22 protein-coding genes are annotated in these 23,318 nt (G+C 64.6%); 13 read left to right on the top strand and 9 right to left on the bottom strand.

The window, feature by feature from the left end:
* Nucleotides 1-311 precede the first annotated feature (311 nt).
* Both HCU76_RS29595 and HCU76_RS29590 read left to right on the top strand, forming a co-directional pair.
* Nucleotides 312-506 carry a hypothetical protein gene (locus HCU76_RS29595; protein ID WP_213959754.1) on the top strand — a complete coding sequence of 65 codons (195 nt, stop codon included), beginning with the start codon at nucleotides 312-314 and terminating at the stop codon, nucleotides 504-506.
* 247 nt (nucleotides 507-753) lie between these two features.
* Nucleotides 754-930, top strand: a complete 177-nt coding sequence (locus HCU76_RS29590) for a hypothetical protein (RefSeq protein ID WP_213959755.1) — start codon at nucleotides 754-756, stop codon at nucleotides 928-930.
* A 93-nt stretch (nucleotides 931-1,023) separates the two neighbouring features.
* Here HCU76_RS29590 and HCU76_RS29585 read toward each other — a convergent pair whose 3' ends face one another.
* A complete protein-coding gene (locus HCU76_RS29585; protein WP_218511270.1) occupies nucleotides 1,024-2,415 on the bottom strand; it encodes a replication initiation protein in 1,392 nt (463 codons plus the stop codon).
* Between the two features lie 639 nt (nucleotides 2,416-3,054).
* On the opposite strand from HCU76_RS29585, the gene HCU76_RS29580 reads away from it, so the two are divergent.
* From HCU76_RS29580 to HCU76_RS29555, 6 genes are all read left to right on the top strand, one after another.
* Nucleotides 3,055-4,248: an AAA family ATPase gene (locus tag HCU76_RS29580; RefSeq protein WP_345944812.1), complete on the top strand. Its 1,194-nt coding sequence runs from the start codon at nucleotides 3,055-3,057 to the stop codon at nucleotides 4,246-4,248.
* 2 nt (nucleotides 4,249-4,250) lie between these two features.
* The gene (locus tag HCU76_RS29575) at nucleotides 4,251-5,294 is read left to right on the top strand and encodes a ParB/RepB/Spo0J family partition protein (protein WP_213959757.1); all 1,044 of its coding nucleotides are present in this window, start codon (nucleotides 4,251-4,253) and stop codon (nucleotides 5,292-5,294) included.
* A gap of 1,933 nt (nucleotides 5,295-7,227) precedes the next feature.
* Nucleotides 7,228-9,111 (top strand): phage integrase family protein, encoded by a 1,884-nt coding sequence (locus tag HCU76_RS29570; RefSeq protein ID WP_213959758.1) that lies wholly within the window; start codon nucleotides 7,228-7,230, stop codon nucleotides 9,109-9,111.
* Between the two features lie 120 nt (nucleotides 9,112-9,231).
* On the top strand, nucleotides 9,232-9,576 hold the full coding sequence (locus HCU76_RS29565; protein WP_213959759.1) for a prevent-host-death protein: 345 nt from the start codon (nucleotides 9,232-9,234) through the stop codon (nucleotides 9,574-9,576).
* An 18-nt stretch (nucleotides 9,577-9,594) separates the two neighbouring features.
* Nucleotides 9,595-10,269: an AAA family ATPase gene (locus HCU76_RS29560; protein WP_213959760.1), complete on the top strand. Its 675-nt coding sequence runs from the start codon at nucleotides 9,595-9,597 to the stop codon at nucleotides 10,267-10,269.
* 43 nt (nucleotides 10,270-10,312) lie between these two features.
* Nucleotides 10,313-10,582: a hypothetical protein gene (locus tag HCU76_RS29555; protein ID WP_213959761.1), complete on the top strand. Its 270-nt coding sequence runs from the start codon at nucleotides 10,313-10,315 to the stop codon at nucleotides 10,580-10,582.
* A gap of 477 nt (nucleotides 10,583-11,059) precedes the next feature.
* Here HCU76_RS29555 and HCU76_RS29550 read toward each other — a convergent pair whose 3' ends face one another.
* From HCU76_RS29550 to HCU76_RS29535, 4 genes are all read right to left on the bottom strand, one after another.
* Nucleotides 11,060-11,284, bottom strand: a complete 225-nt coding sequence (locus HCU76_RS29550; protein ID WP_213959762.1) for a LuxR C-terminal-related transcriptional regulator — start codon at nucleotides 11,282-11,284, stop codon at nucleotides 11,060-11,062.
* Nucleotides 11,284-11,610: an autoinducer binding domain-containing protein gene (locus HCU76_RS29545; protein ID WP_213959763.1), complete on the bottom strand. Its 327-nt coding sequence runs from the start codon at nucleotides 11,608-11,610 to the stop codon at nucleotides 11,284-11,286. The genes HCU76_RS29550 and HCU76_RS29545 overlap by 1 nt, the downstream gene beginning before the upstream one ends.
* A gap of 229 nt (nucleotides 11,611-11,839) precedes the next feature.
* Nucleotides 11,840-12,130: a hypothetical protein gene (locus tag HCU76_RS29540; protein WP_213959764.1), complete on the bottom strand. Its 291-nt coding sequence runs from the start codon at nucleotides 12,128-12,130 to the stop codon at nucleotides 11,840-11,842.
* Nucleotides 12,131-12,228: 98 nt separating this feature from the next.
* Nucleotides 12,229-12,837 carry a hypothetical protein gene (locus HCU76_RS29535; protein WP_213959765.1) on the bottom strand — a complete coding sequence of 203 codons (609 nt, stop codon included), beginning with the start codon at nucleotides 12,835-12,837 and terminating at the stop codon, nucleotides 12,229-12,231.
* A gap of 166 nt (nucleotides 12,838-13,003) precedes the next feature.
* On the opposite strand from HCU76_RS29535, the gene HCU76_RS29530 reads away from it, so the two are divergent.
* From HCU76_RS29530 to HCU76_RS29515, 4 genes are all read left to right on the top strand, one after another.
* Complete coding sequence (locus tag HCU76_RS29530) at nucleotides 13,004-13,540, top strand: hypothetical protein (protein WP_213959766.1); 537 nt, start codon at nucleotides 13,004-13,006, stop codon at nucleotides 13,538-13,540.
* Between the two features lie 113 nt (nucleotides 13,541-13,653).
* A complete protein-coding gene (locus HCU76_RS29525; protein WP_213959767.1) occupies nucleotides 13,654-15,060 on the top strand; it encodes a hypothetical protein in 1,407 nt (468 codons plus the stop codon).
* A 280-nt stretch (nucleotides 15,061-15,340) separates the two neighbouring features.
* On the top strand, nucleotides 15,341-15,841 hold the full coding sequence (locus HCU76_RS29520) for a hypothetical protein (protein WP_213959768.1): 501 nt from the start codon (nucleotides 15,341-15,343) through the stop codon (nucleotides 15,839-15,841).
* A 450-nt stretch (nucleotides 15,842-16,291) separates the two neighbouring features.
* Nucleotides 16,292-16,480, top strand: a complete 189-nt coding sequence (locus tag HCU76_RS29515; RefSeq protein ID WP_213959769.1) for a hypothetical protein — start codon at nucleotides 16,292-16,294, stop codon at nucleotides 16,478-16,480.
* A 171-nt stretch (nucleotides 16,481-16,651) separates the two neighbouring features.
* Here the strand turns inward: HCU76_RS29515 and HCU76_RS29510 are convergent, their stop codons facing one another.
* Nucleotides 16,652-17,962 carry an IS1380 family transposase gene (locus HCU76_RS29510; RefSeq protein ID WP_213959770.1) on the bottom strand — a complete coding sequence of 437 codons (1,311 nt, stop codon included), beginning with the start codon at nucleotides 17,960-17,962 and terminating at the stop codon, nucleotides 16,652-16,654.
* Nucleotides 17,963-18,282: 320 nt separating this feature from the next.
* Here HCU76_RS29510 and HCU76_RS29505 point away from each other — a divergent pair, with 320 nt between their 5' ends.
* Nucleotides 18,283-18,969 carry an NYN domain-containing protein gene (locus tag HCU76_RS29505; protein WP_256354561.1) on the top strand — a complete coding sequence of 229 codons (687 nt, stop codon included), beginning with the start codon at nucleotides 18,283-18,285 and terminating at the stop codon, nucleotides 18,967-18,969.
* Between the two features lie 148 nt (nucleotides 18,970-19,117).
* Here HCU76_RS29505 and HCU76_RS36895 read toward each other — a convergent pair whose 3' ends face one another.
* From HCU76_RS36895 to HCU76_RS36890, 3 genes are all read right to left on the bottom strand, one after another.
* The gene (locus tag HCU76_RS36895; RefSeq protein ID WP_256354560.1) at nucleotides 19,118-20,035 is read right to left on the bottom strand and encodes a hypothetical protein; all 918 of its coding nucleotides are present in this window, start codon (nucleotides 20,033-20,035) and stop codon (nucleotides 19,118-19,120) included.
* Nucleotides 20,036-20,165: 130 nt separating this feature from the next.
* On the bottom strand, nucleotides 20,166-22,538 hold the full coding sequence (locus HCU76_RS29495; RefSeq protein WP_371319928.1) for an error-prone DNA polymerase: 2,373 nt from the start codon (nucleotides 22,536-22,538) through the stop codon (nucleotides 20,166-20,168).
* A 12-nt stretch (nucleotides 22,539-22,550) separates the two neighbouring features.
* Nucleotides 22,551-23,318, bottom strand: a 768-nt coding sequence (locus tag HCU76_RS36890; protein ID WP_256354559.1) for a PHP domain-containing protein, incomplete at its 5' end; no start/stop codon positions are given.

Raw genomic sequence — 23,318 nt, 5'->3', positions numbered from 1 at the left:
AAGTCCGGGCGAAATCGTCGCGCGGCGCAGGGCGGCGACGTGCAATCTTCAGCGACGGCATCGAGCATCTCGGCTTCGATCGTTGGCCAACGAAGGCAAACGCAGTGTCATCGCGGCACGTTGAGGATCGTGAGGCGACCTCCTTCCAATCCCGGGTCGATCGTGCGCAGCAGGCTGCTGGCCGCACCATCGCCACCCTTTCGGCCAAGCCCTCCACGCTCCACAGCCATGTCCCGGGAAAAAGTCACGGAACTCGCGCCCACCCTCCCTGCGGTAGAACTTACGTATTACCGGCGGCCATAATCATTTACATGAAGAAACATTCGCCCGATGACCACCCGTGGTGGCACGAACGTCCGACCAAAGCCGCCCCCCTGTCGTCGACCGGCTTCCAAGCGCTTGAGCAGTCGCGCAGTGCAGAGAAGATGGTCTGGCCGAAGGCAACCCTCGTGGTGTCGCTGATGTTCGCCCTCGTACTGTCGCTGATTTCGATGGTGTTGCGCTGAAGGCGTTCGACCATGCGTCGCAACTTTCCCTCCTGCCTGGCCTCCCCCCGCTCCAGGCTCGATGACTGGCTCACCGATTCCCGGCTGCAACCGAGCGAAAGAACAACTTCGGCATCGTCAGCGGCCTCATGTTCGTCATCCGCACCATGGTCCCGCAGCGACCCACACGGAACGCGCCAGTTGGCGCAACATGGCACGCATCGGCCGCAAGACTCCTCGTGCGTTCCTATCTCCGCGAGGAGCAGTGATGGCCCGCGGCGCTGACGGCGGCGACGACTTCCCGGGCCGTCCCAGCGTGAAGCAGTCGCTGAAACTGGAACGGCGAATTCGAAGCGAACTCTCTGCGAGAACGTGGCGTCGGAATGTCGCCGGCTTGATCTTCGTCGTGTCTCTCGTCGTGGCGATATTGGCGATCCGGATCTGAGGGTAGCTTTCCTGCCGAGGCATCCGGTGGCCACGCTGCACCGCGCACGCCTCCCAGGAAGGTTTGGCGCCGCCCGCGGCGCCGTGGTGCGCGTCAGGCCGGCTGCAGCAGCAGCCCCTGCGTGGGCTCGTCCGAGGCCCCCTCATTCCAACGCGGACCGTAGGTGGCCGAGGCGTACGTCTGGACGATGACCGACCCGAGCAAGCCATGCATAACGTCCCCTTGCGTCGCGCGCCGGCTGATCACGCCGGACAGCAACCCCTTGCTCGCCAGCTGCTGCAAGGCTCGTTCAACCCAGACCTGACGCTGCGCAGCGCTCAAACCTTCGATTTCCCGCTTCATCGCGCGGATGCGTTCGCCCACCGGGTCCACCGGGGGAGGCGATGGCGATGGCGATGGCGATGGCGATGGCGGGGGCGCGGCGACTGCGATAGGGGTCGCTAGCACCTCACCCACCGTTGGCGCCACGGCAACGGGGGCCACGTCGTTGCGCAGCAGCGATCGCAGATAGGAATAGGCGTTGTCGATGACCCGCAGGCTGCTGTTGGCGGCCCTCTTCTCCAAGGCCTCGACCTTTTCGCGCACCAACGCATCGCCGAATTCCTTGATCAGGCCATCCAGCTTGATTTCCCGAATCCCGAGCGTCTCCGCGCGCAGCACCAAGTTGGCGTCGACCGGTGACTGGGTGCCGGTGCGCACGGCCGCAACCTTGCTGCGCCGGCGCACCGCGAACTGCACCTCGTGGACCGTGCGCCCCTGCCGGTGCTCGATCAGCTCGATCTCCAGGTCGGTTTCCTGGTTGATCTCGTCGACCGCCTCCTTGATGCGTTCGTTCTTGAACTTGCGCCACTCCCGGCGGTCGCCACCCGGCATGTTGCTCAACGCATCCGTCCACCACCCCACCGGCTTTCGGCTGGTGACGCCGCCGGGATTGTCGCGGTACCGGGCGCAAATCTCGTAGAGCGCCACCGATGCATAAGTGCCCAGCCTGGCCAGCACGTCGAGATCGATGCGGGCCCAGCGCGACGGCTCGCGCAGAGCCGACATGATGGAGGGCGGAAACGACCAGCTGACCCAGGTCTCGCCGCGGCGCACCTCGAGGGCGACTTCCGACAACATCGAGAACCCGCGCCACTTGACCCCGTCGCCCGGCGCGGTCGACTCCCAGTCGACCTCCAGACTTCGCATCTCGCCGAGATAGCGCTTGGCAGCGGTGCGATCGGACGCGTCCGACCCCGTGGTCCGAAGGATCGTGGCCAGCGGGGCCTCGAACAGGAAGTCCGCCAGCGGCATGGTTTCCATGGAGCCCAGACGGGCCTGCGAGACCTGCAGCAGCACGGTATAGATTCGCCGCGCAGTGAGTGTCACCCGCGCCGAACGCGGCACCATCACCACCATCTCGTGCGGCTTGCGCAGTTCCAGCGGGTCTGCCCCGCCCTGCCCCTTGGCAGACGGATTCGATGGCAGGGAAACGGTCGAACTCATGCCTCGATGATATGTCCAAGCAACTTTGGACGCAAATCTCATGCATCGTGATCCCGGGGGCGCCCCGAGTAATCCGCGGACACTTGCGCGCTTGGCGGGCCTAGACAGCCGGTTAAATCGCCGACACTTCGTCCATTCGGCGCTCTTTCCCGGACTTCGGAGCCCGAGTAAAACGCGGACACCAGCGCTGGCCGACCCGTCAACCCAAGTCTGCAGGGCAGCCGGACGACCTGAGTAAACCGCGGACAAATGGGCTCCAGCCGCGCGATGCGTGATCTGACAAGCACTTGGGAGCACCTGTTGATAACTTGCATGGTGCCTGAGAATGCACGGACACTTTCCTGGAAAAGTGCGGACAGATGCGGGTAATCTGCAGACGGTTCCGGTTAGATCACGGACGCTTTGCGCGAATGATCAGCTGTAAGCTGTTGATTTATAAAGAAAAATTAAATGTAACAGCCGATCTAACTTCTTGAATTCAATAAGTTTTACCTGAATCAGGGCAAGTTCCAGTACAAACCGGAATACGGGAGAAGGGGTAAGACAGCCGCTTGGCAGGTGGGCTGGAGCGCATGTTCTTCGATTTTCAGTAGGTGCTGTGCATAATCGCATAACCCTGAAACTTCGAAAGCACCTTGCGTGGATATCAAGCAAACCATCCGTCGACAGACGCTCGAGGACATCGAGATCCAAGCCCAGAAGATTGCCGGCATGATGGAGCACATCCGAACGGCGATGTTGGCCCCCACGGCGGCCAAGATCGCGCCCAACCTGACCGCAGCCCAGCTAGCCGAACTGTGCGGCGTGGACAAGGCGAAGATCGCCTATCGCCTGACACGGGGCGACCTGCCCGCTGGCTCGATCCATGGCAATCGTCGCGAGTGGAGCATGGCCGAGGCGCAGCTCTGGAGCCAAGACTTTCGCTCGGCTCACCGCCGCCCCAAGGGAGCGGCCGGGATCACGATCACCGTCGCGAATTTCAAGGGTGGCGTCGCCAAGACGACGTCCGCGGTGACCCTGGCACAGGGCCTGTCGATGCGCGGGCACCGCGTGTTGCTGGTGGACCTAGACCCGCAGGGTTCCGCTACCACGCTGTTCGGAGTGTTGCCCGACGCGGAAGTCGACGTCGAGCACACGGCCATGCCTCTCTTCAGCGGGGATGAAGAGAGCCTGCAATACGCGATCCGCAACACCTACTGGCCCAACATCGACCTCGTCTGCGCCGCGCCGCTTTTGTACAACGCCGAATTCATCCTGCCGGCGCGCCAGTCCAAGGACGCCGGCTTCGAGTTCTGGCGGGTACTGGACCGGGGCCTGGATGCGACGCGCGAAGAATACGACGTCATCGTGGTCGACACGCCGCCCTCGCTGTCCTATGTGACCATCAACGCCCTGATGGCTGCGGACGGGGTCATCATGCCCCTGCCTCCTTCGGCGCTCGATTTTGCAAGTTCGGCCCAGTTCTGGGACCTCTTCTCTGACCTGTGCAACGGGTTGATCCGCAGCCGTGGCAAGAACAAGAGCTTTGAATTCATCGACGTGCTTCTCTCGCGCGTCGAGGCCTCCGACGCCGCCAGCTCGGTGGTGCGGCAATGGGTGCTCGAGGGCTACGGCGACAAGGTCCTGCCGATAGAGATTCCCAAGACAGCCGTCGCGGCGACCGCGAGCGCCGAGTTCGGCACCGTGTACGACCTGCCGCGCGGATCGGTCAACTCCAAGACTTTCGCGCGCGCCCGGGATGCCTATGACCGGATGTGCGAGCTGGTGGAGCAGCAGATCGAGGCGGTCTGGGCGCGCCAGCTTGACGATCGCCATAGCCTTGCAGGAGCGTGACCATGGGCCTCAGAGACAAAGCATCCAAGATCGATTTCGCGTCGCTGCTCGCGCCGGCGGGTGCCGTGCCCAGCGAGCCCAAGGGACCCAAGACTGCGCCTGGCGCAATGATGGCGCACGCCAACGACGCCCGGTCCGAACTGCTGCGCGAGAACGAGGAATTGCGCGGACGTGCCGCGCGGACCACCGAGCTGGAGGCAGAGCTGGCCGAAGCGGTGAGCGACTTGCGCGGGTGGGACGGCGCTAAGCCCGTGCGGTCGCTGGACCCGGCTCAGGTTGGGCGCAGCCGCTTTGCCAACCGGCATGCGTCCAGCTATCTGGGGGATGATTTCGAGCGCCTGAAGCGGGAAATCATGGAGGCCGGCGGCAACGTCCAGCCGATCAAGGTCCGGCCAGGCAAGGGCGGGGAAGAGGCGGCCTACGAGATCGTGTTCGGCCATCGTCGCCATGAAGCCTGCCGCCAGCTGGGTCTGCCGGTGCTGGCGGTGGTCGACAACCTCGACGATCGGACCCTCTTTGTCGAGATGGATCGCGAGAACCGCGAACGTGCCGAACTGTCTCCGTGGGAGCAGGGTGTCATGTACCTGAAGGCTTTGGACCAGGGACTATTCAGCTCGAACCGCCAGCTCGCCACGGCGCTCGGCATCGATCCCAGCAACCTGGGCAAGTCGCTCGCGTTGGCCAAGCTTCCTGACGATGTCGTGGCTGCGTTTGCGACGCCGCTGGACATCCAGTTGCGCTGGGCGCCCCTGCTGAACAAGGCGCTCGAAGAAGATCAGCCGGGCCTCGTCAGGCGCGCTGCGGAGATGGAGGCGCACCGGGGACCGCGGGGCCCCAAGGCAGTGTTGGCCTATCTGGTAACACCACCGAATGCATCGGATGCCGCCATCATCGAGCCGCAGACGTTGATGGCGAACGGGAAGAAGGCCGCCACTTTGCGGTTTGACGCCGTCGGGCGCGCGGCGCTGCATGTGCACAGGCCGCTCTCGGCCGTCCAGCAGTCGGCGCTGAGACAGATGGCGGAAGATTTCGTCAAGAGCCTTTAGGCTTCGGCGAGGTCAGAAGTAGGGGGGTGGTTCCGGAACCACCCCCTTTTTTTTTGTTTGGGGCGAGGTGGACGGCCAGCGTCAGGCCGCCTCCAAGCGTGCGCGATCGCGCTCCTGGGCGGGACGGGCCGCGGGTGGCGAGCGTCGATCAGCCCGGTGTCGAGCGCATGTGGTTCTGGAACCCCATTCTTGCGGGGAATCGACCTGCTGTTATCTGGTCGCATGCCCCTCTCTCGATACCGCGGTCCGCTGCACACGCTCACCCAGTGTGAGATTCGGGCTGGGCTCGGGGACCTTCGGCATGGGGTCCGTAGCTTCGTCGGGCCCCGGCTCAGCGGGCAAGCCGTCTCGAGTGTTGCTATGTTTGCTCCGATGGGGGTGGTTCCGGAACCACCCTCCTCTGTCAGATCCATCGAGGGGGGTCAACCGCAAAAATGTCGGCTGCGAGCGGCCTGGGAGCCGTCTTGCCGCGAATCGAAGCCAATGTCTGGCGTGGCCTCTCCCTTTGTTCGACGCAGTACGCTCGGGATTCCCCCGCCAGCCTGGCCGCGCCGCGCTCGCTCGATTGACGGCGCTGCCTCGCGGATCCATTGACGCGACGCGCCCGGCTTACAGTGTTCGTTCAGAAGTCGCCAAGCATCGCGTGCGAAGTGTTTTGTTCGCTGTCGCAGCATAGTCACGGGGGTGGTTCCAGAACCACCCCCACTATTTCCAGCCGGGAAGGATGTCACCCGAGCCGCATCCGCCGGACCGCGCTGCGATGGCTTTGGCGTGTTCTTGAGGTGTCGCTTCCATGAAACAGCGCGCAGACGCGGCATTAACGAATTCCCTTTCGAAACGTAGTGCGCGGGGACCAGCCACGCCCTTAGAACGGGGTTCGCGAAGGGGATGGTTCCGAACCACCCCTGCATTTCTTGCGCGAGGTGCATGCAACACGCATGAACGACCGCGACCACGCGCCCCCCGATTTGCCGTCGCGCGCGTGCCTTGCCTGATTCCGACGGCCATGCGCGCCGGTCGCGAAGGTGCCGCCGTGTCGCCCGACCTTTCATCGAGGGGGCCGCGCCATGCATCCCGGGACGCTTATAGGGCACGAACTTGGATTCTCCTGGCGTGACTGCGCCGGCTCGGTTTAGGGGCCGGGGACCTCACCCGTTCTCCGTTTCGCAGGATGCCTGGATGAAGGCCGAGTCGCCAGACAGGTCGGCGCGATCGCCCGTTGACAGGGCAGCAGGATCCGTTTGCCCACAGTGAGCGCAGATTCCCGAGGCGGCCATAGTCGATTCCGGCTCGGTCAGACGCCATCAGGCAGCAAGTTCAGCAACGAATCAGGCATCCTGCCAAGTGCGGGCGGATGGCTCCGCAACGACTCCGGTGACGCCGTCCATCCCTGAACCGTTACTTAGGCCAATGAGTTCATGTGGAGTCTTCACTTGTGGCCAGCTCGTCATCATTCTCCCGAAGCACTGGTAAGTCCTTGATTTCAAAAGAAATTATTTCAGTGACAGTTCAAAACAAGAAATGACGGCCTAAAAATGATACGGATGATAAGTAGAAGGATATGATGACTTCCCAAGAAACTCTGGCGCGATGAGGTTCGCCTCTCCCGGCGCTCTCTTCCCACTTCTTCTCCTTCTTCAGGTTCCGCTGATGCCATGTTGAGCCGGGGTGACCTTCCCGCCGAACCCTCCGCCCTCGCGCTGCCCTGCGCTGGCGTGGCGTCTGCGGTCCTGGCCAACCGGCACCAGCGGGCCTTTTGCCGTGCGCAACCCCAACTGCCGCCCGGTACCTTCGGCGCGGGGCAGGGCGGGAGAGCAAGCGGCGCGAGGTGCTGCACCCAGGTGCCGGATCGGGTGACCGTGGGACGTGGCGGGCGTTGAATAAGCCTGTCGATCGCCAGCCGCCCCCCCTGCACCGCGGGCATTTCGCGTTCATGCGAGCGCTGCTGCAGGGGCTTGATGAACGAGAAAGCTGGAACCGCTACCTCCGAGGCGACGGCGCGACCGCTGACCTGCGCACGATCCGCCACACGATCGCCGAGATCCGCGACGCCTTCGCGGCTGCCGCGCGACGCGAGGCGCGCCCCGGGATGGCTCGGCTGGTGCGCCTGGACCCAGAGCGCTTCAGCGCGGCGGCGAAAAGCTTTCCGACTCTCGAGTCGTTCGCGGCCGAGCGCGGTCTCGAGGACTTTTCGGAGGCTGAACAGGCCGAAGCCTATGCGGAGGCCTATCCGGATGCTCTGACAGGAGGATCCGAGCGCGCGCGCCGCGGCTGCCTGACACAGCGGTCCCGCGTCATCGCGCAGCAACTCGATGCCTTGCGGTGGCTGGAGTCGCACATGGCCCCGGACCCGCGCCCGGGCGACGACGTCAAAGCTTGGCTCAATCCCGCCGTGGCCAGCCGCTTGCACCGCTGCGATCTCCGCACGCTGGGCGCCCTGGTCGCGCACATCCACCTGGAGGGCGCGCGCTGGTGGCGTCGGGTTCCGGGCGTCGGTCTGAACAAGGCCGCCCGCGTGGTGGCCTGGCTGGACGCGCATGCCCATATTCCCGCGCTGCGCCTCCAAGCACACGTGCGCGTGCCCCACGGCACCGTCCCGCCTGCGCTGCGCAGCAGCGTCGTGGCCCCGGCCACAGCGCTGTTGCCGCTGGAAAAGTTGCGGGTTCCGGAAGCGCTGGACGGTCGGCTGGGCCAGTACCGCGCGTCACCAGAGCACTGCCTCCTGCGCGCGGCCAACGACCCTGCGGCGATCGCGGCGTGGCTGGAGGCCAAAGGGGGGGCCCCGTCCGGCAAAGTGTCCGCCACCTTCCGCGCCTATCGCAAGGAGGCCGAACGCCTGTTGCTCTGGTGTGTGCTGGTGCGCGGCAAGGCCCTATCTTCCCTGTCCCTCGAGGATGCCCAGGCCTATGGCGCGTTCCTCGCCGATCCGCCGCCCGAGTGGTGCGGGCCGCGTCATCAGCAGCGCTGGTCACCCCGCTGGCGGCCGCTCGAGGGCCCGCTTTCTCCGGCGGCGCGGCGCCACGCTTTGACCGTGCTCAAGGGCTTGTTCGCCTACCTGGTCGGCCATCGCTACCTGAGCGTCAATCCTTTCGTCGGCGTGGCACCGGCGCCCCGCCGCGAGGCGGCATTCGGCGCGCATCGCATGCTCAGCGTGGCACAGTGGGATCGGCTTGAAGCCTTGCTGGATCGGCGGGCAGACCCGGCAGACCGGGTGGGTGGCAGGGAGGGCGTGGAGGGAGCGACGGGAGCCTCCGTGGCGCGTGCCTTGCGCTGGCTGTACGCCACCGGACTGCGGATTTCCGAACTCGCCGCGGCACGTTGCGGTGACCTCGAGCGGGTCGAGCCAGCGACAGCGCATGGCGCGTTCCCGGTGCAGTGGCACTTGGCGGTCGAAGGCAAGGGGACACGCCGGCGCCAGGTGCCAGTTCCCGCCGCGCTCGTCGCCGAACTGGAAATGGCCCTGTCACGTCATCTTGACTGCGGGGATCTGCGCGACCCGGCCTGTCTCGCAATCCCGGTCCTGGTCCGCTTCGCTCGAGCCGGCGCTGCGCCACGAGGATGGTCCTCGTCGGGCCTCGCCAAGGCGATCAAGACCCTCCTAATACGGCTGAGCAAACAATGCGATGCCGGAGATGCGGCCAACATCAGAAAAGCAAGCGCTCACTGGCTTCGGCATTCGCATGGTGCACATGCGTTGACCGACCGGCCCGGCCGGCTTGCGCAGCCGGTCGAACTCGTCCGACGCCATCTGGGTCATGCGTCATCGACAACAACCGCCGCATATCGCGCACGAGCAGGCGCTACAGAGCCGACGTGAATGTCCGCCGTCGGCGAGCGACACGGGATCGGCCGCGGACCGGGCCGAACAGCATGTCGCGGTCAACCAGCGTATTCCCGGCAATATTGGCATAATGCCATGAATCACACAAAGGCTCCCATGAACCCTCTCGCCAACCTCGCCGATCTTCCGCGTCACAACACTTCGATGGTCAGGAACAAGTGGGGCGACATCGTTCGTCAGGTGCATCAGTCCGGCAGCGTCGCGATCACCAACCACGCCAATGTCGAGATGGTCCTGCTCGACGCGGAGACCTACCGGCAAGTCACGGATGCCTTGACCAGCCTCAAGGCCCGGGAAAAGTCCGTGCTGGACGAACTCGCGACGCGATTCGATGCGCGTTTGTCGATCCTGCAACAGGCCGACGCGCATGGCAAGGTGGGCGCGCTGCTGTCGTCGCGTGGCAGGCTGACGCAACGACCCCAGGCCGGCGCGTCGTTCTGACGTCGTCGCGTTTTCTTCATGTCGAGTGCGGGGCCGGCGCGGCAGCGCCCGTTCATTTTCGTGCTGGCGGGCGTCAATGGCGCCGGCAAGAGTTCCGTCGGGGGCGCCATGTTGGTCGAACACGGCCTGAGCTGGTACAACCCCGACAGCTTCGCGCGCGAGCTCATGCAATCGGGTGTGCCCCCGGAGGAGGCCAACGCCCAGGCGTGGCAGCACGGCAAGGTGCTGCTGGAGTCGGCCATCGCGCTCGGCTCCAACCATGCGTTCGAAACCACGCTGGGGGCGCGCACGATTCCGGCGCTCCTCGCGCAGGCAGCCGCCAGCCATGATCTCGTGGTGATCTTTTGCGGACTGCAAAGTCCGGCGTTGCATGTCTCGCGCGTGCAAATGAGGGTGAAGCAGGGTGGGCACGCCATCGCGGAAAGCAAGATCAGGGAGCGCTGGACCGCGTCGCGACTCAATCTGATCAGGCTGATGCCGGACCTCGCGGCCTTGCAGGTCTTTGACAACAGCGCACAGGCGCAGGTGGGCGAGGACATTCCAGACCCCTTGCTGGTGCTGGAGATGGCGAAGGGTGCCATGACGTTCCCGGATCCCCATGATGCGCGCGCACTTGAATCGACGCCGGCGTGGGCCCGCCCGATCGTTCAGGCCGGCATCGAATTGCACCTTGCGAAGGGAGGCGTACCATGACCCAGTCGAACGCCGAAGACACCGCGGTCACGGCGCAATGTCTATGAACCAGTTGCCAACCCTGGAACAACTCGCCGCCGTGGGCGACGACGAATTGCATGCGCTGGCCGTCGCTTGGCGCAAGCGCGCGCTCCATGGCGAGAGGGACGCCAACGGCCTCGCCCATGCACTGGAGGCCGAACAGCGCCGTCGCGCACGAACGAGTCAATTTCAGCAGCTGACGCCGGAGCCCCCAACGGCAGCGCGGCCCTGGTGGCGTTTCTGGCCCGAGGGCGCTGCCCCGCAGGACGGTGACGACGCCCCTTCCTCCTGAAGAGCGGCGGCTTGTGTGCGGGCCCGGCGTTTCCGCGGACCGCGTAGACGCCGTCACTCTTCAGGCGAACGGCGCTGCGCGGAACACTCCTACTTCCGCTGGCTGCTTCCAGGTCCGGGGGCAGCAACGCCATTGCATCGCCGCCGTTGATCGCATAGTGCCGCACCGTCGGCTCGCGGTCGAACAACTTGTGGCGCACGGAGGACTCGATCTCCGGTTGCTGAAAGTCTTCGGCGAATGCCGCCTTGGTGCATTCGATCGATTGCCATAGGGAGATCACGATGGCCTCGGTGGTCCATCGCCGAGATCGCGGAACAGTGCCGCAGCGCGCCTACAGCCCGGCGCCTGCGCGAGTTCCTTGAGTCTCGAAATACTCGCGGCATTCGTCGCGCAATTCGGTGCGGATCCAGAAGGTGAAGGCGCGTAGAAGTTTGTCGGTCATCAGGTTCGTTGCAGTTGGTACGTCCGCCGCTGCGCTCAGTGCAGCAATCCAGAGATCAGCGCCTGGACCGCGGCCGCCGTCTTGTTGGCCGCCTTCATCTTGTGCACGACGTTCTTGATGTGAAAGTTCACCGTCGGCACCGAGATCGAGAGGATGTCGCCGATCTCGCCGGCCGTCTTCCCGTCGGCGCTCCATTTCAGGACCTCGATCTCGCGCGGGGTCAGCGGGACTTCGGGCTGCGGCGCGTATTTGCGCTTCATCAAGCGCGACAGCGAGATGTGCGCGGCACCAGCCAGCGCATCTCGCGGTCCTTCTCGCGCAGTTCAAGGGCCGTCAGCACCTCGCTGGAGCGCGACAGCGTCAGCATGCCGCCCACCCGGAACCCGTCGAGACTGGACTGCGCCCAGCCGTGTCGCAGACCCTGATCCTTTGCTTCGGCCCACAGCGTCTCGGCCGAGGCAAAGAGGGCGTCGTCCCAGAGGATCGGGGACTGGTTGGACTGGCCGTGGCGAACGCTCGGATCGATCGCCAGGTAGCCTGCTGCGCTGCCCCTGCGTGGGGAGGACGACGTGGCAGCGGTAGCCACGTACCTTGCATCATCGGCAGTGGGAGCGACCGCGCCCCGGCCAGCTTGTTCCAAGTCATGCGTGGAGCGGCGTCGCAGTCTACTGAGCAAGGGGTGGACGCACCCCATGGTGCGCCACGAGATGGTGAGCTTCTATGCGACGCCGGCCTATGGTCCCGCTTGGGACAAGCCGACCGACAAGCAACTGCTTGCGATTGCCTCTGCACCTGAGGCGAACCACCGATAAAAATCAGCGCAGTCGAACGACGTTCGTTTCGTCTCGGCGAGCCTTCAACTCGTCAAACGATCCGAAGTCAGCTTCTGCAGGAAGTCCATCCATATGAGCAGTCGTGGCTTCGACGACGGCCGCAGTCTCTGCAAAGCGCGGCACCTCGGACCAGCGCATGGGCTGGCGAAGAAGATTCCTGCGCCCGATTACTGAGAGCACATTCTTGAGCAGACGCACCTGAACCTTCCGCTCTGCAGGCTGCGGAGACAGTTCGAGTTCAGGGAACTCACGGTGTGCGAAGAGAGAGCCCATGGTGTCCAGTCGTGCCAGAAAACTATACAGCAATGCGCCTCAGCGCAGCGGGTCCCATTTAGCGTGCAGGCGTGCGCTGATGCCATGCCGTAGGAGAATTACCTGCTGTCCATTTTCCTGAACAATGAGAGTGGGGTGCCTTTCAGGTAGTTCCGCTGCGTCAGGCCGCAGGCGACATACCCCTTGACAAGGTCGTCCTGCTGCCTTGGCGTGCCTCGGTGATCGGCATGGAGCGCCACACGTCCGTGTAATCCTTGCCAGCGACTCGCCTGGACAGCCGTGTCGAGGAGCAGGGGCATCACCACGAAGCGATCCTTGACGCCGAAAGACTGGAGGGCCGCCGGAGGCGTGGAACTCAGAAACCAGACGAACGTGCCCATCTCCTCGCCAGGGTGCGGATAGCCGGAGACCAGCATGGCCACACCTACCGGAACGGCGCGTCCCGTCGGAGACGAGACCGAGATCTGGAAAGCCTCGGTCAATCGGCCATGAACATCATTCAGCAAATACGAGGCCGTCAGATAGCGTGGCCAGTGCCATGACCGGTCGAGACGCGCCGGATCGGGCGCGATGTACGGATCGTGAATGAGCCGTTGCCAGTCCCCCAATTCCCGGAAGCTCGCCTCCTGGACGATGCAGTCGACCGTGCCCGTTCCCGGGCGAGCACGTGGTATGCGCTGAATGGCTTTGATGAGAGTCGAAGGCAAGTGTGGGGGGCGCGGAGCGCAGGGAAAGAAGGGACGGGGGCGGAAGGGCAGGGGAGCATAGTTGGGATCGCATTTTTCTCGCCCCCGTCCCGCCAACGCGCAGCCGGACGAGCGAACGGGGGCCGGACCGCCTGCCGGCCTGGCCGCGGCCGGCTACATTCGTCGCATGGCATCCCCCTTCACACACTTGGTCTCGGCGAGCGTGTTGCTACTGCTTGCAGGCTGCGCGATCACCAGCAGCCACAGCGTCGGTCCCAACGGACAACCCGTTCATTTCATCGACGCGATGACAGCATCCGTGGCCTATGCCAAGGCCGCCGAGCTCTGCCCGTCTGGCTACACCATGGTTGGCTCTCCAAACGTCGTTTCCCCGGTCGACTACGTGATGACCGTAGAGTGCAAGCCATTGGTCGCGCCGGCTCGAGGCCTTTCGCCGACCGTGGCACCGGCGACCGTGCGCTCCGGGCCGACAGAGTCGGCTGTCACCTCGCCAGTTCCGGCACCGGCGCGCGCGCCTGTCACGGCCCAGGGAACAGCCGGGCTGTATGCAGAGCGCGTGGCGCGTGACCTGGGGTGCAACATGCAACCTCGCAGCGTCCTGACCGCCAAGGGCCCGGGGTTCGAAAGCTACACGGTGGCCTGCTCCGATGGCGATGCGCTGGCCATACGCTGCGAGTTCGGCAACTGCAGGGCACTGCGCTGAACCGGGTCTCGACGCTTGTCGAAGGCAGGGAATCATTGATTGGGACCGCATACGTCCTCGCAAAGCCTATTGAATTGAAGAGAAGAAATGCGTGTGACGATGAAGTGGCCGCAATGAGCACCGACGCCGCGAATCTTTACGCCCGATGGTTCCAAGGCGGGGACGCCAACGCTCGATCCCTTCAGGACAACATCGAGCGTTGTACAACGGCGTACCTTGACGGCAGTCCGAAACTGCGTGGCAAGCACAAGATCACCGCGGGACAGCGCGATCAGGATTTCTGGGCAATCCTTGCTTCGCACGACCTTCCGGCCGAACTTTGGCGCTCCGAACTGCTGACTCTCGCACTGGCCCGCTACTTCGCACAAGACAAGATTTTCAATGCGACCCTCTTGTCGCGAATTGCCGATGTGGCGCCGGAGACGCTGTGCACGGCAGTGCGTCGGTCCGGTCTGGTCCTGCGCGCGGCTTCGCGCCATCGCCTTGACCTGCAGAGCGTCGCCGCCCGACACCTTGACATCGAAGAGTTGAACCGGGTGCTCGAAATCTTTTCGGTGGCGCATCTTGCGCGCACCGAGGAGGTCGCCAGGTGGCAGGAAGCACTGGCCGACACGACCCCGTTCGAACTTCTCATCCTTGCGAGCCTTTATGCCTTCGAGCACCTTGTGCCGATGGGCATGTCCTCGGCGGTTCGCCGGGACGAAGCGATGTCGGCGGAGGAGGGCGCGTGGCACGCGATCAACGACATCCTGCTCTGGAAACTCGGCACGGCTCGCCCCGAGGATCTGCGACTCGATGACGCGGCGATGGCGCCATCGCTCGCGCGCTACCTCGGGCCAGTGCTGCAGGGCGCACCGGCCGCGGGGCACCAGGTCCGAGGCGCGTTCCGCGCGTTGCTCGAAGCGCAGATCGAACTCAATGAGTTCGTCTCGCTTTCCGCGGATGCGTACAGCTATGACGACGGCATCCGGTTCGTCCGACATGGCGAGGTGCTGGATATCGAGACGGTCGATGACGACCGGCTTGCGGTCTGGGAGCGCGACAGCCGCAAGCTCGCCCGTCTGCATGAATACTGGTTTTATCGAGCCGTCGAAGAATTCGAGCGATTGCCGCTAGCCAACCGAACCCTCGGGCGCCCGGAAAATGATGAAGCCAACCTGCTGGCGTACCTGCGCGCCATCCGCACACGCCTTCGACTGACCGAGGTGTACGGCGTTGCGGAGCGCGTGACCACCGACAGCGGCGACGAGGTGGATCTGTTCCAGGCGCTGCTGTCGCTCGAGCTGACGTCGGCGTTCTTCCAGCGCGACTTCATGGAAGCTTTCATGGGGCACTACAGGGCCACTGGCAACTGGAGGGTCTCGCTCCGGCGACTGGCCGAGGACGGAGTGCGCCAAGGTTTTCAGAATCGCTTTCCGCTGACCTGGTCCCATCGTTCAGCAAGATTGCCAACATCACCGGATGGGCCGTCACGCCAGAAGCTCCCGAGGGCAACGCGGCAATGGCAGCACGGATTCTGAACTTCTGGACCAGCGATTGGAGTGCCCTCGCATCAAGGATGCGCCAGGGTACAGACCGCGAGCCGCATCCCGAACTGTTCGAACGCCCGTTCCTGAAGTTCGGGCCCTGTCTCGTTCAGCTTCCCTGGCTCGTTGGCGTACAGAACAACAGCACTGCAGCGATCAACAACCTGCGCCGGCTCGGACAGGGCCGCGGAGAGTTCGTGCGGAGACCGAGCGAATCGAGGCCAAGCTCGGGAGTGCGCTTGCGGCGCGCGGGTTCTCGGTGCGACTTAACTGGATGCCAGATCGCGCGACGCATGGCGATGCGGGAGAGGTCGACATCATTTGCGCGCTCGATGGCTTCGTGCTCGTGCTGGAGGTGAAATCTACGTTCATGCGAATGTCGCAACGCGATGCCTGGTTCCATGCCAACTCGACCTTGCGCAAAGCCGGCCGCCAACTGCAACGCAAGGTCAAGGCGGTGACGGCCGAACTGCGGGCGGAAGGCGCACTTGCCGCGGACCTCGGGCTGGAAGCGGGTGCGAAGGCATGCGAGGTGCACGGATGGATCGTCGACACCTCGATTGAATGCGACCATCAACGCTTCGCCGGGTTCCTGAAAATTTCCCTCGAGGAGATCCTCATTGCATTGCGCGACGACCGTGGCCTGCTGTACGACCCGGCCGGTCTGTTGGGCGGGATGCATCCGAGTGCGCCTGGCTCGCTGTACCCGCAAGGCTTCACATCTCGGCGGTTCATCCAGGTGGTGCAATCGCAATCGGTCTGGGACAGCATCTAATCAGACGACAAAGCTTCCGCTTCTCGCGGTCCGGCAGGGGAGGGTCACACAGGCGTATCGAGCGCGCGACGAAAAGGGGGCGAGATCACGATTTCGCCCGCGGCTTTGAGGATGTATTCAATCTCCCAAACGCGCGCTTGGTGATGTGAATGGGCTGGTCCCTCTTCACGTCAACCCGACATCCTCGACGTCATGAGTAAGCCATGGGCACAAACTTGAGGCCTCGTCGTCTCTTCCGCTCCCAATGCCGACGGCCCCCGAGCCACATGTCCCGCAGCGTGAGCTTCTCGACTGGGCTCGGCCACAGCTGCAAACCACCTCGTCACTGCTCTCGAGTCACGTTGGACATCGTTTCGCTCGCTGAAGGCTTCATCCGCAAAGGCGAATCACGGCGAAGTGGCCCTGGTCCTTGGTCACAGCAACGACCGGTCGACGTGGTATGAACGCGCCATGGATGAAATTACACAGATCGATGGCTTCGAGCCGGACTACCTGAGTCGCTGCGAGAATTGCGACTCCGCACCTGTCGTGACCGCCGTCAAGGATGGCCGGACCGTGTACCACAGCATGCGCTGTGGGCGCTGTACGTGGGGTGATGAGGGCGCGGACGACCCGACAAGATGGAACGACCTGCGCTAGCCCGGACTTTTCATCGGTAGTCGGACGCGACGCCGATTGAGACTGCGAACGGTTTTTTGTCGGGCCTTGCAAGCGATGCGGGGTACTGGATGGAGTCGTGGCCGATTTTGGACACAACGCCCCCTTACCCCCATTGTTTGTCAGCGTGCCGGGGACAGCACTGGATAAGGCTCAAGGGGCCAGCGCCTGGGCGGCGCTGAGGAACACGCTGCGCAGCGGGTGATGCGAGGCCAGCAGCACTCGCACACGGCGCGTGTTGCGCACGATGGCCGCTCCGATCTTCAGCAGCCGCACGCGGATCGTGGCCGCGGTGGCGCGCTCCAGCTCACTGCCTTTCAGGGCAAGTTCTCGAAGGCGCTGCATCAACGTGTAGGCCAACGCCGCCAGCAGCAAGCGTAGCTGGTTGGCCGCAAAGCGGTGACAACTCGCCCGCGTGCCGAACAGGTCGAGTTGCGCCTCCTTGATGCGGTTCTCGGCTTCGCCGCGGGCACAGTACAGCCGCTCATACAGCTGTACGGCATCGCCCTGGAGATCGGTCACCACGAAGCGCGGGTTGTTGCCCTGTACACCGTGCTCCAGCCGCGTGATCACGCGTCGTTCGATGTCCCAGCTGTCGGCCGCGTAGACGAACTCGTCGATCAGGCGCTGCTTGACGCCGGTGCGCGCGTACTCATCGGCCAGCATCGCCTCAGCGTACTGCACGATGCCTTCCAGCCGTGCGTTACGCGCAAGACCCACGATGTAGTTCACGCCCGAGCGTTCACACCAGCGCAGCAGGCGCTGGCGACAGAAGCCCGAGTCACCGCGCACGATGATGCGCACTTCGGGCCACGCCTGGCGCAGCCGCCGCACCAGAAGCTTGATGACGGCTGCGGCGTTCTTCGCACCGTCGATGCGGCTGCGTCGCAGCACGCACGCGAGCATGGCCTGGCCGCAGAACACGTACAGCGGCAGATAGCAGTGACGGTCGTAGTAAGCGTGGAATTCGCTGAGCTCCTGGGCGCCGTGCAGCGGCACGTCCGAGGCGTCGATGTCCAGCACCAGTTCTTCGGGAGCGATCTTCTGGCTGGCGATGAATTGCTCGATGAGCACGCCATGCAAGGCCACCGCCTGGGCTCGCGTGGCGCGTGTCTCCAGGCGACTGAGCGTGGGCGAACTGGCCAGCGCATCGACCCTTCCCACGGCCGTTTGCATCAGCAAGTCCGAGCGCAACACGTCATGGTCGTTGAGGTCTTCGTAGCCGCAGCACAGGCCGTAGATGCGCTGTGCAAGCAAGTCGCGCAGGGTGTGCGTGATGCGCGTCGGATCGCGTGGATCACCGAGCACTGCCGCAGCTGCGCGACTCAACCCGATGCGCTCATCCACGCGCCGTAGCAGCAACACGCCACCGTCCGAACCGATGTCGCCGCCCTCGAAATTGGCCTCGATGATGCGCCGACCCAAGCGCCCCAAATCCATCACCCGGTCGGCACACTTTGGCATCGGCAGTCCTCGGTTGAAATTGGCGTCAGATACCAATGTCAACGCGCTCCGGCACGAGGCTGCCGACCCTGTACTGGTGAAATTTCCGGGCTAGCGGGGCAGTCAGTGCCGTCAGTTCGGCAGCACGCCGCCGACATGCGCAGCGCGATGCCGAGATGGCCTCATCTTTCGGCTCCCGCCCTACGCGGCGTTGCGTCACCACTGGCGTCCGGCAGACGTGCTAAAATCGACGCACAATCCCTTCGCAGTGTCATTCGGTTGGCTCTCGCTTAGGGCGAAAAAACCACCTCCGGGTGGTTTTTTCATATCTGGCGATCGCATTGAGAACCACGGTCTACATCGACGGCTACAACCTCTACTATTCGCGCCTGCGCGGGTCACCATTCAAGTGGCTTGACGTGGTTGCACTTTTTCGCGATGCCATCCTCGCCGTGCAGGATCCGTCAGCGAATGTGGTGGCGGTCAAGTTCTTCACGGCGCCCATCAAGGCGTCCTACGCTCGCCACGGTGCCGATTCGGAGTCCGCTCAAAAGCGGTATCACCGCGCCCTCTTGCTCAGGCATCCCCTTCTCATCGAAGTCATCCAGGGCTTCCATATCCTCGGGACCTCGTCCCTTCCCCGTCACGTCCCGGGGCAGCCTCCGAACAAAGTCGAATTGCACCCAGTCTGGATGATCGAAGAAAAGCAGACCGACGTGAACTTGGCCTTGCACATCTATCGCGACGCCACGCGTTCGCAATGCGAGCAATTGGTGGTCTGTTCGAACGACAGTGATCTCGAGCCTGCGTTGCAGATGGTCCGTTCCGACGCCCCAGGCATCGTGATTGGGCTCGTGACGCCGCTTCGCGAAAGCGCAAAGGAGGAGGGCGTGTATTCCAACAAGCGCCTGACCGCGCTCGCCGACTGGGTGCGTCATCACATTCGGGACGAGGAGCTTGCCGCCGCTCAACTGCCGACACATGTCCCTTCCAGGAAAAAGCCAGTCAGCAAGCCGTCCCACTGGTAGGAAGGAGCACGTTGTCGCCGCGCGGTCACAGGCAATCTCTGCTTCTGTCGTGCTAGTAACGTTCTGAGCGCGGTCCATCTCGAGAGCCGGAAGTGTCTTGCACATCGGGAGAACAGGGACATGGGGGCCAAGTCGCCCGACACCATCCTCAGCGCGTCTTCATGTACGCCGCGTACAGCGACGGCTGAAGGTCACGCAACTCTTTTCGTCGAAGCACGATGTCAGCGTGGCGGCCCTGCCGCTCCAGGCCGAGCAGTTCGACCATGAGACGCATTGCGCGCTCCGGCGCGCTGTGCTGCGAGGCCTGGGCGAGCGCCAAGTGCCCCCGAAACACGGGGCGCTCGGTCAGCACCCATGCCGCAAACCAACTCAGTTCAACGATGTCGGCGCCGCCTTCCTGGATCGCGTCGACGTCGGCATTGAAGTTGGCCTCGAAACTGCGTATCAACTGGGGCAAGAGCGGGTCGGGCGAGCGCTGGGCAAGGCTTTCCAGCAGCGTGGGCGACAACCAGCCCAGCTCCGCCAAAAGCGGCCAGGTCGCGCGCAGACCGAGCAGGTGCAAGCGGGCCTCGGCCATCCAGGCGAGCGGCGTCGGTATCCGTCGCCATGATTCGATAGATGCGACTGACTGCGCCGCGTCTTCCCAGGCGCCCGCACGGAGCCAAAGGGCAGCGGCATGGTCTTGGGGGCTCTTCGCATCGAAGGGTAGCGCGCCGGCGCGTCGGGCCAAGTCTTGCCAGCTTGTCCGGAGCCAACGGCTTGCACCGCCGTGGTCGAAGACACGCTGCGCAGCAGGGCAGATGGTCAATTCCAGCATCTTGCGCGCGGCGCGCAATGCTTCGTGGTCGCCGATGGCCTGTGGCTGGCCAAGGTCACCTGCTTCAATGGACCGCGCGAGGGCCAGCAGTGCGGGCAGGCTATCGTCGGCGGGATAGTCCCGCGCAAGGCGGTCGCAGGCCGATCGAGCGCCGAGTGCGTCGCGCTGCTCGAGCGCATGTGTGACGTCGTTCCTGAGCATCACGTCGCGGCTGTCTTCGAAGATGTCGAGTTGCATCTGGTCAAGCAAGTCAAGGTCCAAGGTCTTCAACCTCCATTGTGTGGCGGCGGCATCGCGCCGCGCTGTCGTATCCCTCTCAGGATTTGCCCGAGGTCTGGGTATCGCAACTGCGTCTCCCTCGTGGCTCCAGCGTGAGGCCCTATCTGAAGTCCCGACTCGAAGCCCGCAGGCGCCCCAGCAACCGGTCGTGATTGACGAGCTTCTGAGCGACCAGCGAATGCACCCCTTTTTCGGACTGCCACATGCCCTGGACGCTGAGCAACATCGATCCCCTGAGGGCGGCGCGCTGCGCCTCGGCCACGCTCGGCCAGACGATGATGTTGACGGTGCCGGTCTCGTCTTCCAGTGTTGCGAAGATCACCCCACTGGCCGTGCTGGGCTGCTGCCGGTGCGTCACGATGCCGCTTGCGCGCACCTGCTCCTTGTCCCGAGCGTTGCGCCGAAGGTCGTCCGCCGTGCGGATGCCCCAACCAGTGAGCCTGGCACGAAGCAGCGCCAAAGGGTGGCGACGCAATGTCAGGCCCATCGACGCATAGTCGTCGGCAATGTCGACGCCCTCGGTGGGTGGGCGGAACTCGACAGGCGCCTCCAGCGTCGGCGCATCGCGCAGCACTTCGGTCGGCCGTGTCTCGACACCGATGGCTTCCCAGACCGCGTTGGCCCGGTAGCCTGCGAGGCTGCGCAGCGCATCGGCTGCCGACAGGCACCGCAGGTCGTGCGCATCCTGCCCGGCTCGCCGGCCCATGTCCTCCACACTGGCGAACGGCGACTTCGCGCGCTCGGCCATGAGACGCAACGCGACGGCTTCTCGCATGCCCGAGATCCGGGACATGCCCAGGCGCACAGCGCGCAAGGGTTCCTCGAAGCGCGCATCCCAGCGAGTGGGTGATCCCGATGTCTGCTGTGCCTGGGTCTCCTGGGTCTCCTGCGCCTCCTCCTCGAGCGTGCTGAACCAGTCGCTCACCGTCACGTCGACCGGCCGCACCACGACGCCGTGCTCGCGTGCATCGCGCACCAGTTGCGCGGGCGCATAGAAACCCATCGGCTGGCTGTTGAGCAACGCGGCAAGGAGGGCGTCCGGATGGTGGCGCTTGAGCCAGCAGCTCACGTAGACCAGCAGGCCGAAGCTGGCCGCATGGCTTTCCGGGAAACCGTAACTGCCGAAGCCCTCGACTTGCTTGGAGATGCGATCGGCGAACTCCTGCGAGTAGCCCTTGGCCAGCATGCGGCTGACCAGCTTCTGCTGATGCGGCTCCAGGCCCCCGCGGCGGCGCCACGCGCCCATGGCGCGGCGCAGCTGGTCGGCCTCGCCGGCCGTGAAGTCGGCCGCCAGCATGGCGATCTGCATCACCTGTTCCTGGAACAGCGGCACGCCCAGCGTCCGCTCGGTCGCCACCCTGATCTCGTCGCTCGGGTACTCGATCGGCTCCTCGCCGGCGCGTCGTCGCAGGTAGGGGTGCACCATGCCGCCCTGGATCGGTCCGGGCCGCACGATCGCGACCTGGACCACGAGGTCGTAGAAGCGCTCGGGCTTGAGCCGCGGCAGCATCGACATCTGGGCGCGGCTCTCGATCTGGAACACGCCCACCGTGTCGGCCTTCTGGATCATGGCGTAGGTGACGGGGCACTCGGGCGGCACGTGCTGCATGCCGAAGGGAATCCCCAGCTTGCCGGCAACCAGGTCAAAGGCGCGGTGGATCGCCGTCAGCATGCCCAAGGCCAGCACGTCGATCTTCAGCAGGCCTAACGCATCCAAGTCGTCCTTGTCCCACTGCACCACTGTGCGATCGTCCATGGCCGCGTTCTCCACCGGCACCAAGCGACTGAGCTTGTCGCGTGCAATGACAAAGCCGCCCGTGTGCTGGCTCAGATGGCGCGGGAAGCCCCGGACCTCGTTGGCCAGGGCCAACCACAAGCGGACCTCGCTCTGCGACGGGTCGAGGCCGCATTCGACTAGACAAGCATCGGTGATCCATTCCTTCTCGTTGCCATAGGCGTTCTTGGCCACGCGCTCGACAGTGTCCAGCGCAAAGCCCAACGCCTTGCCGACATCGCGCAGCGACGACTTCGTGCGGTAGGACGTGATCACGCCGGTGATGGCCGCCCGGTCGCGCCCGTACTTCCTGTAGATGTACTGCATCACTTCCTCGCGGCGCTGGTGCTCGAAGTCGATGTCGACGTCCGGCGGCTCCTTGCGCTCGACGCTGATGAAGCGCTCGAACAGAACGTTCATGCGTGCAGGGTCGACCTCGGTCACGCCGAGGCAGTAGCAGACCGCCGAATTGGCGGCCGAGCCACGGCCCTGGCACAGGATGCCGCGCCCCCGTGCCCAGTGCACGATGTCCGCGACCGTGAGGAAATAGGGCTCGTAGGCGAGCTCGGCGATGATGGCCAGCTCAAGCTCGATCTGGGCGCGCACCTTGTCCGGCAGACCCCCCGGAAAGCGCGTCAAGGTGCCGGCGTAGGCGAGCTTGCGCAGGTGCGAGGCCGGTGTCTCGCCCTCCGGCACGATCTCCTGCGGGTATTAGTAGCGCAGTTCCTCCAGGTTGAAGGTGCACAGGCCCGCGATCCGCACGCTCTGCTGCAGCCACTCGGGCGGGAACAGGTCGGGCAGCACCGAGCGCGCTCGCAGGTACTGCTGCGCGTTGGCGAGCAGTTCGAAGCCACAGTCGGCCACCGTCTTGCCGATTCGCACGGCGGTCAGCACGTCCTGCACGGGTTTGCGGCTTTGCGTATGCATCAGCACGCCACCGGTGGCGACGATCGGCACGCCGGCCTGGGCGGAGGCCTGCTCCGCGACCCATAGGCGCAACTCGTCGTTCATTCCCATCGGACGGCTGCAGGCGATCCAGCCGCGTTCGCCAAACCATGTGCGCAGCCACATGGCCTGTGCGAACAGGCTTTCCACGGACGCGTCGGCTGCGGGAAGGAGGAGGGCGATGCAGCCGCCCATGCCGGCCAGGTGCGGGGCCTTGGGTGCCTTGCCCTCCACATCGGCCACCAGCGCCTTGTAGAGGCCCTTGGCGGCCCTGCGACGCGCCAGGGTGATCAACTCGCACAGGTTGCCGTAGCCACGACGATCCTGCGCGAGGAACACCACGCGGGCAAAGGCGGTGTCGCTGCCCGTGGTGAGCAGCATCTCGCTGCCGACGATGAAGTGCAGCCCGCGCTCGCGCGCCTCGAGGTGCGCACGGACCACCCCGGAGACCGAACACTCATCGGTCAGGGCCAGCGCGGTGTAGCGCTTCTCGGCGGCGCGCCGCACCAGTTCCTCCGGCATCGAGGCACCGAC

Origin of the sequence: Variovorax sp. dw_308, assembly GCF_019207085.1 — a bacterium.
Taxonomy (GTDB): domain Bacteria; phylum Pseudomonadota; class Gammaproteobacteria; order Burkholderiales; family Burkholderiaceae_C; genus Variovorax.
Note: the sequence above shows the minus strand (reverse complement) of the source record. Positions and strands in the feature narration are given on the sequence as shown.